This is a genomic window from Pedobacter sp. Hv1 (genome assembly GCF_001412215.1).
Taxonomy (GTDB): Bacteria; Bacteroidota; Bacteroidia; order Sphingobacteriales; family Sphingobacteriaceae; genus Pedobacter.
This window is the reverse complement of sequence record NZ_LLWP01000004.1, coordinates 245856-258667: the sequence shown is the minus strand read 5'-3', so window position 1 is coordinate 258667 and position 12812 is coordinate 245856. Positions and strand designations below refer to the sequence as shown.

The 12812-nt window shown below is 36.3% G+C and carries 12 protein-coding genes; 7 read left to right on the top strand and 5 right to left on the bottom strand.

Going from position 1 to position 12812, the window contains the following annotated elements; translation table 11 throughout:
* Positions 1 to 25: 25 nt before the first annotated feature.
* Entirely contained in the window at positions 26 to 1129 is a 1104-nt protein-coding gene (locus tag AQF98_RS08900; RefSeq protein ID WP_055131589.1) for a S41 family peptidase, read from the bottom strand.
* Between the two features lie 183 nt (positions 1130 to 1312).
* Here AQF98_RS08900 and lepA point away from each other — a divergent pair, with 183 nt between their 5' ends.
* From lepA to AQF98_RS08880, 4 genes are all read left to right on the top strand, one after another.
* Positions 1313 to 3100, top strand: a complete 1788-nt coding sequence (gene lepA, locus AQF98_RS08895) for a translation elongation factor 4 (protein ID WP_055131588.1) — start codon at positions 1313 to 1315, stop codon at positions 3098 to 3100.
* Between the two features lie 84 nt (positions 3101 to 3184).
* Positions 3185 to 4066: a bifunctional 5,10-methylenetetrahydrofolate dehydrogenase/5,10-methenyltetrahydrofolate cyclohydrolase gene (locus tag AQF98_RS08890; protein ID WP_055131587.1), complete on the top strand. Its 882-nt coding sequence runs from the start codon at positions 3185 to 3187 to the stop codon at positions 4064 to 4066.
* Positions 4067 to 4150: 84 nt separating this feature from the next.
* Positions 4151 to 4408, top strand: coding sequence for a DUF6364 family protein (locus AQF98_RS08885; RefSeq protein WP_055131586.1), 258 nt, complete (start codon positions 4151 to 4153; stop codon positions 4406 to 4408).
* Between the two features lie 2 nt (positions 4409 to 4410).
* The gene (locus AQF98_RS08880; protein ID WP_055131585.1) at positions 4411 to 4836 is read left to right on the top strand and encodes a PIN domain-containing protein; all 426 of its coding nucleotides are present in this window, start codon (positions 4411 to 4413) and stop codon (positions 4834 to 4836) included.
* Here AQF98_RS08880 and AQF98_RS08875 read toward each other — a convergent pair whose 3' ends face one another.
* Positions 4837 to 5172, bottom strand: a complete 336-nt coding sequence (locus AQF98_RS08875; protein ID WP_055131584.1) for a Rieske (2Fe-2S) protein — start codon at positions 5170 to 5172, stop codon at positions 4837 to 4839.
* Positions 5173 to 5218: 46 nt separating this feature from the next.
* Between AQF98_RS08875 and AQF98_RS08870 the strand changes: the two genes are divergently transcribed.
* Positions 5219 to 5842 (top strand): 7-carboxy-7-deazaguanine synthase QueE, encoded by a 624-nt coding sequence (locus AQF98_RS08870; RefSeq protein ID WP_055131583.1) that lies wholly within the window; start codon positions 5219 to 5221, stop codon positions 5840 to 5842.
* A gap of 69 nt (positions 5843 to 5911) precedes the next feature.
* Here the strand turns inward: AQF98_RS08870 and AQF98_RS22340 are convergent, their stop codons facing one another.
* Positions 5912 to 6046: a hypothetical protein gene (locus AQF98_RS22340; protein WP_255352923.1), complete on the bottom strand. Its 135-nt coding sequence runs from the start codon at positions 6044 to 6046 to the stop codon at positions 5912 to 5914.
* 488 nt (positions 6047 to 6534) lie between these two features.
* Here AQF98_RS22340 and AQF98_RS08860 point away from each other — a divergent pair, with 488 nt between their 5' ends.
* A complete protein-coding gene (locus AQF98_RS08860) occupies positions 6535 to 8433 on the top strand; it encodes an OmpA family protein (RefSeq protein ID WP_055131581.1) in 1899 nt (632 codons plus the stop codon).
* Between the two features lie 220 nt (positions 8434 to 8653).
* On the opposite strand, the gene kdsA is transcribed toward AQF98_RS08860, so the two are convergent.
* Together kdsA and recQ are read right to left on the bottom strand one after the other, a co-directional pair.
* Entirely contained in the window at positions 8654 to 9463 is an 810-nt protein-coding gene (gene kdsA / locus AQF98_RS08855) for a 3-deoxy-8-phosphooctulonate synthase (protein WP_055131580.1), read from the bottom strand.
* A 95-nt stretch (positions 9464 to 9558) separates the two neighbouring features.
* The gene (gene recQ / locus AQF98_RS08850) at positions 9559 to 11748 is read right to left on the bottom strand and encodes a DNA helicase RecQ (protein WP_055131579.1); all 2190 of its coding nucleotides are present in this window, start codon (positions 11746 to 11748) and stop codon (positions 9559 to 9561) included.
* 87 nt (positions 11749 to 11835) lie between these two features.
* Here recQ and AQF98_RS08845 point away from each other — a divergent pair, with 87 nt between their 5' ends.
* Positions 11836 to 12801 carry an SIS domain-containing protein gene (locus tag AQF98_RS08845; protein WP_055131578.1) on the top strand — a complete coding sequence of 322 codons (966 nt, stop codon included), beginning with the start codon at positions 11836 to 11838 and terminating at the stop codon, positions 12799 to 12801.
* Positions 12802 to 12812 lie beyond the last annotated feature (11 nt).

Genomic DNA, 12812 nt, shown 5'->3' with positions numbered 1-12812 from the left:
AATTAAATTAATTTTCAGCCTATACCTATTTTTGTTGTTGAGCTGATTTAATAAAGTTTAACTTTTGCTTTTCGGCATTATCTATCAATACATCAGGTTTGATACCTATGTTGTCAATAGGATGTTTAGGAAGACGTTTAGATCTTGAAATAGGAATGGTTAAATTATAAGCTTCGCAAGGAATATCGAAATACTGATAATTGGCGTAATCTAACATCCCATAAGAGTTTTCACCGAAAATGGTTACCTTCTTACTTTGTTTGGCCATCAACAAAAAGGATTCTGCCGAACTTGCCGAATTGCGATCTATTAAAAAGGCTACTTTTTTAGGATATTCATAAACAGAATCTAAGGTAACATAGGTGGTATCCTTACCAGATGGATTAACAAAACGACCTTTATTGTTCATCATTAATGCTACAATACTAGAAAGATAGGCCTTTGTTTCTTTAGACACGTTTTTATCTGCAAGCTGTTGTTCAAGAATTCCAATATTATCTTCAGTTACCCAAAATTCTGATGACAAGGTAGCCATACGATTGGTATACAAGTACGGTAAAAATGGACTGTACACAAAATCACTCCCTCCCATATTCCCTCTTAAGTCAATAATCCAATTTGGTGTCGCTTTCAATTCCTTAGCATAACGTTTCATTAAACTGTCTACATTTTTCTTTTCAGACCAATCAAAAGAAGGTAATCTGAGTAATAACGTTTGATTGTCTAACACTTTGATATTGGTTACTTCACTTAAAGTGTCTTTTGCCGCTGGCGGAAGTGTTCTAAACTTAGGAAGCTGTTTGTTCAGCTGGCTTAGTTTTTCAGGATATTTTTCGCGGTAACGCCAATCCAATTGTACTCTTAAATGTTGGTCTTTAAAATAATTCGTCCATGTACGAAGTAAAATATAACAAGAATCAACATTATTTGTCTTTTTTGCTTTGAGTGCCAAGCTATTGGTAAATGCTTTAAATAGCTTACTATTGCTTGTATTGATTTTATCGTTATAACCAGCATAGTTTCTACTGACCTGTGATACGGTATAATTAAAATTGACAGCACAATCGCAGTTTTGGGCCATTAAATTTGTGGTCCATAGTGTAAATAAAATCAAATAGACAGCTTTCATAAATAGGGATTTATAAGTAAAGACGATAGTTTCATCAAATCGGTTGCGTACGTTCAAAGATTGAATAATTTTGTCACCATACCAAGCAAATTAAATCCCTTTTATTTACTTTCTTTTCCCTCCTATTTTACAACTTCCATTTTCCATTATATTTTACCTTAAAAAAACTATCTTTGCACAAAGATGAAGCACATACGTAATTTTTGCATAATTGCACATATAGACCACGGCAAAAGCACATTAGCTGATAGGTTACTAGAATATACAGCGACGATTTCTCAACGCGAATCTCAAGCACAATTGCTTGATAATATGGATTTGGAGCGTGAACGTGGGATCACGATCAAAAGTCACGCCATCCAAATGAACTTTAAGATAGATGATCAGGAATACAATTTCAATCTAATTGATACCCCTGGTCACGTAGATTTTTCTTACGAAGTATCGCGTTCTATTGCTGCTTGCGAAGGTGCCTTATTAATTGTTGATGCCTCACAAGGTATTCAGGCACAAACCATTTCTAACCTTTACCTGGCTTTAGAACATGATTTGGAGATTATCCCAATTTTAAATAAAATGGATTTACCTGGTGCAATGCCAGAAGAAGTAAAAGACCAGATTATTGATCTTATTGGTTGTAAAAGAGAAGAAATTATCCCAGCATCTGGTAAAACAGGAATGGGTATTCCTGAAATTTTGCAAGCCATTGTAGACCGTGTTCCTGCCCCAGTTGGCGACCCAGAAGCACCGCTACAAGCTTTGATTTTTGATAGTGTTTTCAACTCTTTCAGAGGAATTATTGCTTATTATAAAGTTGTTAATGGCGAGATTAAAAAAGGTGACAAAGTAAAATTTATTAATACTGGTAAAGAATATTTAGCTGATGAAGTTGGTATTTTGAAACTAGATATGTCGCCAAGAAATTCTGTAAAAACTGGTGATGTAGGTTATATTATTTCTGGAATTAAGGAAGCCCGTGAAGTAAAAGTTGGTGATACGATTACAAATGTTGCCAGACCATCTTTAGAAGCTATTCAAGGTTTTGAAGAAGTAAAACCAATGGTATTTGCCGGGATCTACCCAGTTGATACCGATGAGTTTGAAGAGCTGAGAGAGGCCATGCACAAGCTACAACTGAATGATGCTTCTATTGTTTTTGAACCAGAAAGTTCAGCAGCTTTAGGTTTTGGTTTCCGTTGCGGTTTCTTGGGCATGTTGCACATGGAGATCATTCAGGAACGTTTGGAGCGTGAATTTGATATGACGGTAATTACTACAGTTCCCAACGTATCTTACATTGCGCATACCACCAAAGGCGAAGAAATTTTCGTTAATAATCCATCTGATTTACCTGATCCAAGTAAATTGGATTCTGTTGAAGAACCTTATATCAAAGCAAATATCATTACAAAAGCTGATTTTGTTGGACCAGTAATGTCACTTTGTATTCAGAAAAGAGGAACAATTATAAATCAATCTTATTTAACATCTGATCGGGTTGAATTGGTTTTCGAAATGCCAATGGGCGAGATTGTATTTGATTTTTATGATAAATTGAAGACGATTTCTAAGGGTTATGCTTCTTTCGATTATCACCAAGTTGGCTACCGCAAATCTGATTTGGTACGTTTAGATATGTTAATCAATGATGAGCCAGTTGATGCTTTATCTTCATTAATTCACCGTAGCAATGCTTACGATTTTGGTAAAAAAATCTGTGAAAAGTTGAGAGAATTAATCCCTCGTCAGCAATTTGAAATTAAAATTCAAGCTTCAATCGGTGCAAAAGTTATTGCTCGCGAAACATTGAGTGCTTTACGTAAAGACGTTACCGCTAAATGTTATGGTGGTGATATCTCTCGTAAACGTAAGTTATTAGAAAAACAGAAAAAAGGTAAAAAACGCATGCGCCAAGTGGGTAACGTAGAAATTCCACAATCAGCATTTATGGCAGTTTTAAAATTAGATTAAAATAGTAGCAAGATAAAAGTATCAAGTAGCAAGACAGCTTGCCAACTCTTGATACTTGATACTTGATACCTGATACTTTAACAAATGCAACTACTCAACGGAAAATTCGCTTCAGAAAAGATAAAAACAGAAATTGCTGCAGAGGCTTTGGCTTTTTTAGCACAAAGTGGACGCAAACCACATTTAGTTGCCATTTTAGTTGGCAATGATGGTGGTAGCGAAACTTATGTGGCCAGCAAAATGAAAAACTGTGAGAAAGTGGGTTTTCAATCGTCGTTAATTAGATACGATAATTCGGTAACAGAAGCTGAATTGTTAGCTAAAATTGAAGAAATCAATAAAGATGCTGGTGTTGATGGTTTAATTGTCCAATTGCCTTTGCCTAAACATATCGATCCAGAAAAAGTAACTGAAACCATCGATTATCGCAAAGATGTAGATGGTTTCCATCCAGTTAACTTGGGCAGAATGATGCGCAACCTACCTTGTTTCATTCCGGCTACACCTTATGGCATTCTATTGATGTTAAAAGCATATGATATTGACACTACTGGCAAACACTGTGTAGTGGTTGGCCGTAGCAATATTGTAGGTAGCCCGATGAGCATTTTAATGGCCCGAAATGCCAATCCAGGTAACTGTACTGTAACTTTAACCCATAGTAGAACGCATAACCTTAAAGAAATGGTTTTGCAAGGTGATATTGTAGTAGCTGCCATTGGTAAGAAGAATTTTGTTACTGCCGATATGGTTAAACCTGGCGCCATCATTATCGATGTGGGTATCAATAGAGAAACTTCTACCGAAACCAAATCTGGTTATAAACTATACGGCGATGTAGATTTTGAACATGTAGCGCCAAAAGCATCGTGGATTACGCCTGTACCTGGGGGTGTGGGCTTGATGACTATTGTTGGTTTATTAAAAAACACGCTAGCTTCGGCTAAAAAGGAAATCTATTCTTAAATTAAGATAAGCTTTAATCTATACGTATAATTATTTTTTTTATTACGTATAAATTCATTATTTTTGATCAATCATCATCAAATAATGGATACTAAATTAACTTTAAGTTTTAACAAAGAGGTTGTAGAAAAAGCAAAAAAATATGCTGCTGCCAACAACATCAGCTTATCAAGGCTAATTGAGCATTTATTAATTCAGGTTACCACCAAAACATACAAATCTCTAGAAGATTACCCCCTAGCAGATTGGGTAGGTATGGTTGCCGAAGGTGAAATCGAATATAAAAAATCAAAACCTTCTCGTAAATCATCAAAAGATGATTTTTTCTCTTCTAAAAAATAAAGATGAAGCTGTTTTTAGATGCCAATGTTTTGGTTTCGGTATTAAACAAAGAATATCCCATTTTCCCTTATTCATCTCGGATTTTAAGTTTGGTTTCTACTTATGCCAGATTTGAAGTTTATACTTCTCCCCTATGTTTAGCCATTGCTTTTTATTTTGCCGAAAAAAAACATGGCACAAAATTGGCCAAACAAAAAATTGACTTGCTCTGTCAACATATTCAAATTGCAGAGAACTTAAAGGAAGGTGTTTTACAAACCCTCAGTAATAAAAAGATACACGATTTTGAAGATGGGCTTGAATATTATGCTGCCAAAGCAAATCATTGCGACTGTATCATCACCGAAGACATCAACGATTTTTATTTTTCTGAAATTGAGGTTTTAAATTGTAAGCGTTTTTTCGACCAGTATTTGTCAAAGCTTTAATTAGCTAAAAAATCTTTTCCATAGGCTCTGTTTAAAGCCAACATACAATCCATCAGCTCTCAACTCTGTTGGATAGGTATTGATGTAATCTCCCTGTCCCTCTGCTCCTCTTCCAGTTTTTAGATTATACTCCCAACGGTGTATGGGGCATACCAAATTCCCTTCTTTACACCAGCCACCACTCAATATTCCACCTGCATGCGGACAAGTATTTTGTGTGGCATAAAATTGTCCCTCGTTCTTAATTACGCAGATTTTACGGCCATCGGCCTTTACCATCGTCACAAAATCCTCTTGTTCAACTTCCTGTTTTGACAAAACCTTTACCCAAATCATCTTTTCTACTTTATTGAATGTGTATATTTGCGCTCTAATTTACGAAATGGCACATCAAATACCAGAAGACGGCACACTACTTCCTTTAATGGAAGAATTTTACACCATACAGGGCGAAGGATTTAATACAGGAAAAGCTGCTTATTTCATTCGTTTAGGGGGTTGTGACGTAGGTTGCCACTGGTGCGATGTAAAAGAAAGTTGGGATGCAGAACTTCATCCACTTACTTTAGCCAATGAAATAGTTACAAAAGCAGATACTTTTCCGGGTAAAGCTGTGGTAGTTACTGGTGGTGAACCCTTGATTTATAACTTAGATTACCTGACTAAAAAATTGCAGGAAAAAAATATCTTAACTTTTATTGAAACCTCTGGTGCTTATCCACTTTCAGGTTCATGGGACTGGATTTGTCTTTCTCCAAAGAAGTTCAAGGCACCCCGACCAGACATTACCCCATTTGCCAACGAATTAAAGGTAATTGTATTTAACAAAAGTGATTTTGAATGGGCAGAAAAATATGCCGAAACAGTATCTCCTACTTGTAAACTATATCTTCAACCAGAATGGTCTAAAGCCAAAGAAATGACACCATTAATTGTTGAGTATGTAATGGCCAATCCGAAATGGGAAATCTCTTTGCAAACCCATAAGTTCCTTAATATCCCATAAATACAACAAAGCCAGTAAGCGTAGAAAGGTAAGGACTAACAAATTTTATTTTTACGTTAAATAATGTATTTATAAATAGATCAGTAAACGAATGGCGGTATCTATTGGCATCAGCAGTCCTGCTTTTCGCTTTACTTCGCCTATGGCTTCGTGTTCGCTGCAATCAGGTTTAATTGACAATGGTACTGCTACTAGGGTATTCAATGTTTCAAAAGGACAACTGTCTTTTGTGTGCTAAACCTGATGGAAGCGGCACGCAGTATAGCGCACAGCAGGACTACCTGAACCGAAGAACCACAGGTTTTGCTTTCCAAATATCAAGAAACATCTATTTTGTGAATAATAATGTGTTTATAAATAGATTAGTAAAAGAATGGCAGTAGCTGGTGGCTAAACCTGTCCTGCTTTACGCTTTACTTCGCCTACGGCTTCGTGTTCGCTGCAATCAGGTTTAATTGACAACGGTACTGCTACTAGGATGTTCAAAAGGACAACTGGCTTTTGTGTGCTAAACCCGATGGAAGCGGCACGCAGTAAAGCGCACAGCGGGACTATCGGAAACCAAGAACCACAGGTTTTGCTTTTCTAAAATCAATAATAACAAGATAAGCAGCCTCACTACACTTTAAAAAGTCTCTTAAATATTCGATATTTTATCTACTTTAGTCTAACACAAATGGTTTGCTTAATTAATGAAATATCTGATCTTTTTTTTATGTTGGATTGCATTTTCGGCTAATGCCCAGAACTCTACCGTTAAAAGAGCGCAAGGTAGTTTTGAAGATGCACAACAGTTTCTAAGACAAAGCATTTACGATGAGGGCATCAAATATTTAAACGAAGCCGTAAAAGCTGATCCAAAATTCCAATTGGCCTATATTCAGCTTGGCGATGTATATAAAAGATTAAAAGACCATCCAAAAGCGATAGAGAATTACCGCAAGGCAATTAGTGCAGCCCCTACCATTGAAGCTAGAATTTACTACGCTTTGGGCGAAAGTGAATTACTCTCTGGCTTATATGAAAAAGCAAAATCTGATTTTTTATCTTTTCAAAAAAATTATACAGGAACGGAACTTGATGTAATCAACAAAACCAAAAAGTACATCAAAGACTGCGATTTTTCGATGGTTGCCATTCAATCGCCATCAAAATATGAACCTATTAACATGGGTTTTTACATTAACAGTGCCAATAGAGACTATTTTCCGGCACTAACTGCCGATGGTGAAACCATTATATTTACGCGGGTAGTTGACAAAAATGAAGACTTTTTTATTTCTACTAAAAAAGACAACGAATGGCAAAAAGCGCAACCCTTAAGCAATGTGATCAATACACCTAATTTTAATGAGGGTGCTCAATCGATCTCTCCCGATGGTAAATACCTATTTTTTACGGGCTGTAACCGCCCAGATGGCTTAGGAAGATGCGACATCTACGTTTCTAGAAAAGAGGGCAAAGAATGGGGCAAACCAATTAACTTAGGCAAAATAATCAATTCAGAATACTGGGATTCGCAGCCTTCAATCAGTCCAGATGGAAGTACACTATACTTTGTAAGCAACCGCCCAGGTGGTATTGGTGGTTACGACATTTGGAAAAGCACTTTAACAGATGAAGGACAATGGACGGAACCTGTTAACCTTGGCGACACCATTAATACACCTTACGATGAGAATACACCATTTATGCATGCAGATGGTAAAACACTTTATTTTTCATCAGACGGATGGCCCGGATTTGGCAATAAGGATATTTTTTATAGTAGACTGAAGAATGACGGAAAATTTTCAACCCCTGTTAATTTGGGTTACCCCATCAACACTTTTAATGAAGAAGTTGGACTTATAGTAACTGCAGATGGTACAGAAGGCTTATTTTCATCAAATATAAAAAATGGTGGTTTTGGCGATCTGGATATTTATCGTTTTAAATTACCTGAGCAAGTAAAACCACTTCCTGTTACTTATGTTAAAGGAATAGTAAGAGATAAAGAAACCAAGGCATTATTAGAGGCCAATGTATTGGTAATAGATTTAAAAACACACAATGCTGTTTTTAACGATTATACCTCGAAAGAAACAGGCGATTTTTTAGCCGTTATGCCCATTGGCAGTAATTATTCATTTGATGTAGAAGCAGATGGCTATATCTTCAATTCCTTACATTTTGAGCTGAATAAAGCCAATGGCAAACCTTATGAAATAGAGATTTTATTGGAAAAGATTAAGGTTGGCAGCAATGTAACTTTACAGAATATCTTCTTTGACACTAATAAGTTTGAGCTTTTACCAAGCTCAATGGTTGAACTGAATATTTTGATAGAACTGTTAAAGAACAATGCCAACATCAGCATTGAAATACAAGGACATACCGATAATGTTGGAGATGTTAAACTGAACGAAAAGCTCTCTGAAAACAGAGCCAAAGCAGTTTATGATTTCTTGATCAATAATGGAATTGACCGGAAAAGGCTTTCTTTTAAAGGATATGGCGAAACCAAGCCACGTGCAGATAATGCTACAGAAGAAGGGAGAAAACAGAACAGAAGGACAGAATTTGTAGTTACAAAAATCACTGTCAATTAATGATAGTATGCTGCTAAAAGGCATTGGCAAATGGCAGGAAATCTATTTTATGCCGAAAATTTGAAAAGCAAAAACAGGCGCTTTTTTTAATGTTCGTCCCGTTTTTCGCTTTACTATGCCTCGTTCCTCGTCTTCGTGTTCGCTACAACCGGGTTTAGCAAACCAAAGACTCTGCAAAATCTGCACTTAATTCTAGAAAAAACTAAATTCTCTTCTCCAATTAAAGAATTGCTTGTCTAACTCTAATTAATTTCACCAATAAATCTTCTAACAAAGCTAAATTTAACATGTTAGCGCCATCAGATTTGGCATTTGCTGGATCAGGATGAGTTTCGATAAACAAACCATCTGCCCCTACCGCAATGGCAGCTTTAGCAATGGTGGTAATCAATTCTGGTTTACCCCCAGTAACTCCACTGCTTTGGTTAGGTTGTTGTAGCGAGTGCGTACAATCCATTACCACAGGTACACCAAAACCTTGCATCTCTGGTAAGCCACGATAATCTACAATGAGGTCTTGATAACCAAAAGTATTACCTCTATCTGTCAAGATCACTCTATTGTTACCAGAATCAATAATTTTATCAACTGCAAACTTCATAGAACCTGCAGAAAGGAATTGACCTTTTTTTACATTCACTACTTTACCTGTTTCTGCAGCAGCGATTAATAAATCTGTTTGACGGCATAAAAATGCAGGGATCTGTAAAACATCTACATAAGCTGCCGCCATTGCCGCCTCTCCACTTTCGTGGATATCAGTAACAGTTGGTATATCGAAGGTTTTTCCTACTTTCTCTAATATTTTCAATGCTTTTTCATCGCCAATACCGGTAAAAGAACTGCCCTTACTTCTATTCGCTTTACGGTAAGAACCTTTAAAAATATAGGGGATATTTAATTTATCAGTAATGGCTACTATCTTTTCGGCTATGCGTAAAGCCATATCTTCGCCTTCAATGGCACAAGGCCCAGCCATTAAAAAGAAATTGTTTGAATCTTGGTGTTTGAGTTTATCTATTTGCAACATATGTTATGTAAATGATGGAAGATGTTAAATGGAAAATGGAAGATGTGTTTTGGTTTTTACATCTTCCATCTTACCTTAACCATTTTACCTAGTTATTAGTTTCCTAATTCGGACATGAACTTAATCCTCATTAGCTGTATTTCTTCTCGGGTGTAATCACTTTCGCCTAAATCGCTCAAGGCTTCGTCAATTGAATCATTGTCGGCAGCCCTAAAGTAATCGAATACCTCATCTTGTCTGTCTTCATCAATCAATTCATCAACAAAGTACGAAAGATTTAATTTGGTACCTGAGTTAACAATGGCTTCTACTTCTTTTAAAATATCGAAATAGGTAATGCCTTTTGAGCGGGCAATATCTTCTAAACCAATCTGTCTATCAATATTTTGAATAATGGAAACCTTTAAAGCAGATTTGTTAGCTTGTGTTTTGATGACTAAATCAATTGGTCTTTCAATGTCGTTATCTTCAACATATTTTTTGATCAACTCAATAAACGGACCACCAAATTTTAAAGCCTTACCATGTCCAACACCTGAAATTTGTTTCAGTTCATCCATCGCAATTGGATAGTGCGTGCACATCTCTTCTAAAGATGGGTCTTGGAAAACCACAAATGGTGGAACATTTTTTTGTTTGGCAATCTTTTTACGCAAGTCTTTTAACAGTTGAAGCAACTGCGTATCTAGTGCACCTGTGCCATGTTTTACATCATCTTCATCATCATCTGCTGCACTTTCTATCAATTCGTTTAAGATGAATTTTAAACCATACGGGTTTTCGATAAAATCGTTACCCAATCTGGTCAATTTTAATAACCCGTAGTTATCAATGTCTTTGGCTACAAAATTATTTAGTACAGCCTGTCTCATCAACGATTTCCAAAGGATTTCGCCATCTTCTTTACCATAACCAAACTCTGGCAGTTTATTCTGCTCATAGGCAATGGTTTGGGCAGTTTCACTCCCCATAAAGATGTTGAGCAAATGTGTATCGTCAAACTTTTCGCCAGTAGATTTGATCAACTTTAGCAAGGTTAACAAGTGTTCTTCTGCTTCGAACTGTTGTTTTGGCTTTTTGCAATTATCGCACATGCAATTACAGCCGGTTTCATTAAAATTCTCGCCAAAATAATGTAAGATTTGCTTTCTGCGGCATACGCCAGATTCAGCATAATCAATTACCTCTTTTAATATTTGTGTACCAATCTCTCTTTCAGAAACTGGTTTGTCTTTCATAAACTTGGCCAGTTTATCCACGTCTTTTTGCGCATAAAAGGCAATACAAACCCCTTCGCCACCATCTCTACCTGCCCTACCAGTTTCCTGATAATAGCCTTCCATACTTTTTGGAATATCGTGGTGGATAACGAAACGTACATCTGGTTTATCAATACCCATTCCGAAAGCAATTGTTGCAACAATTACTTCTGCATCTTCCATCAAAAAGCGGTCTTGCGTTTCTGCCCTCACTTTTGGTTCTAGACCCGCATGATAAGGTAAGGCCTTAATCCCGTTCAAGTTTAAGCTTTCTGCAACCTCTTCTACCTTTTTACGACTTAAACAATAGATAATCCCGGATTTGCCAGTATTGTATTTAATGTATCTGATAATTTCTTTAATGACATCACGCTTAGGTCTGATCTCATAAAACAGATTTGGTCTGTTAAATGAAGATTTAAACAAAGTAGCATCAGTCATTTGCAGGTTTTTAATAATGTCCTGCTGTACTTTTGGTGTGGCTGTAGCCGTTAGGGCAATAATTGGAATTTCTTCGCCCAAGCCACTAATTACCTGTCTTATTTTACGATATTCTGGTCTAAAATCATGTCCCCATTCAGAAATACAATGGGCTTCATCAACTGCAACAAACGAAATTTTAAGCAATCTTAAAAACTCTACATTCTCTTGTTTAGCTAAAGATTCTGGTGCAACATATAACAATTTGGTCTGTCCATCCAGCAAATCGCTCTTTACTTGTGTAATTTCGGTTTTATTTAACGATGAATTAAGGAAATGGGCAATGCTATCACTCCCTCCAAATGCTCTCAATTGATCTACCTGATTTTTCATCAAGGCAATTAACGGCGAAATTACAATGGCAGTTCCTTCGCTCATTAACGCTGGTAATTGGTAGCAAATAGATTTACCACCTCCCGTAGGCATAATTACAAACGTATTTTTTCCTTCTAAAATATTGGTAATTATTGACTCTTGGTCTCCTTTAAAATTGTCGAAACCAAAGAAAGTCTGCAAATTATCAAACAACGACTTTTTCACGTCCATTTTTTGTATCAAATATTCTGTGCTATTATTGTTCAAAATAACATAATTTTGCAGTAATTAAAGCATTAATATACTAATAAATTCTCTTTGAAAAGTAAAAAATCTATTATCGAGACCGCTATTTCTACCTTGAAGTTAGAATCGGAGGCCATATTAAACCTTTTACAGCATATTAACGATGATTTTGTAAAAGTGGTACACGCTATTTTAGAGAGTAAAGGACGTGTAATTGTTACAGGTATCGGGAAAAGCGCCATCATTGCACAAAAGATTGTTGCAACATTTAATTCGACGGGTACGCCTGCTATTTTTATGCATGCTGCAGATGCCGTACATGGCGACCTTGGTATGATCCAAAAAGACGACATTGTGATCTGTTTATCTAAAAGTGGCAATACACCTGAAATTAAGTTGCTGGCCCCACTTTTAAAACAATCTGGCAATTTACTGATCGGACTGTTAGGAGCAATCGATTCGGATTTAGCCAAACAAGCCGATTTAATTTTAAATACTACAGTAGAAAAAGAAGCTTGTCCACATAATTTAGCCCCTACTACAAGTACAACTGCACAATTGGCCATGGGCGATGCTTTAGCCATTTGTTTATTAGAAGCCAGAGAATTCAATACAGAAGATTTTGCCCGTTACCACCCTGGTGGCTCATTAGGTAAACGTTTGTATCTAAAAGCTGGCGATTTGGCAGCAAAGAACGAAAGCCCAAGTATCCATCCATCAGCTGCTGTAAAAGATGTAATTATAGAGATTAGTAAAAACCGTTTAGGGGCAGTGGCGGTGATAGAAAATGATCAAATTCTAGGTATAATTACTGATGGAGACATTAGAAGAATGCTTGAAAAACATACAAACATAGAAAACATCAAAGCTGCTGATTTAATGAATATCAATCCGAAACGCATTGATAAAGATGAATTGGCACTTTTGGCATTAGAGGTGATCAAAAAAAACAACATTACTCAACTTTTGGTAACAAAAGGCAATACATATTACGGAATGATACATTTGCATGACCTTTTGCAAGAAGGTATTATATAAATAACTTTATA

Bases quoted from the DNA above. Each gene is read 5' to 3' on its own strand.
- lepA (WP_055131588.1), top strand. From the start codon at position 1,313: ATGAAGCACATACGTAATTTTTGCATAATTGCACATATAGACCACGGC.
- kdsA (WP_055131580.1), bottom strand. From the start codon at position 9,463: ATGTTGCAAATAGATAAACTCAAACACCAAGATTCAAACAATTTCTTT.
- AQF98_RS08880 (WP_055131585.1), top strand. From the start codon at position 4,411: ATGAAGCTGTTTTTAGATGCCAATGTTTTGGTTTCGGTATTAAACAAA.
- recQ (WP_055131579.1), bottom strand. From the start codon at position 11,748: ATGGACGTGAAAAAGTCGTTGTTTGATAATTTGCAGACTTTCTTTGGT.
- AQF98_RS08885 (WP_055131586.1), top strand. From the start codon at position 4,151: ATGGATACTAAATTAACTTTAAGTTTTAACAAAGAGGTTGTAGAAAAA.
- AQF98_RS08875 (WP_055131584.1), bottom strand. From the start codon at position 5,172: ATGATTTGGGTAAAGGTTTTGTCAAAACAGGAAGTTGAACAAGAGGAT.
- AQF98_RS08870 (WP_055131583.1), top strand. From the start codon at position 5,219: ATGGCACATCAAATACCAGAAGACGGCACACTACTTCCTTTAATGGAA.
- AQF98_RS08860 (WP_055131581.1), top strand. From the start codon at position 6,535: ATGAAATATCTGATCTTTTTTTTATGTTGGATTGCATTTTCGGCTAAT.
- AQF98_RS08890 (WP_055131587.1), top strand. From the start codon at position 3,185: ATGCAACTACTCAACGGAAAATTCGCTTCAGAAAAGATAAAAACAGAA.
- AQF98_RS08900 (WP_055131589.1), bottom strand. From the start codon at position 1,129: ATGAAAGCTGTCTATTTGATTTTATTTACACTATGGACCACAAATTTA.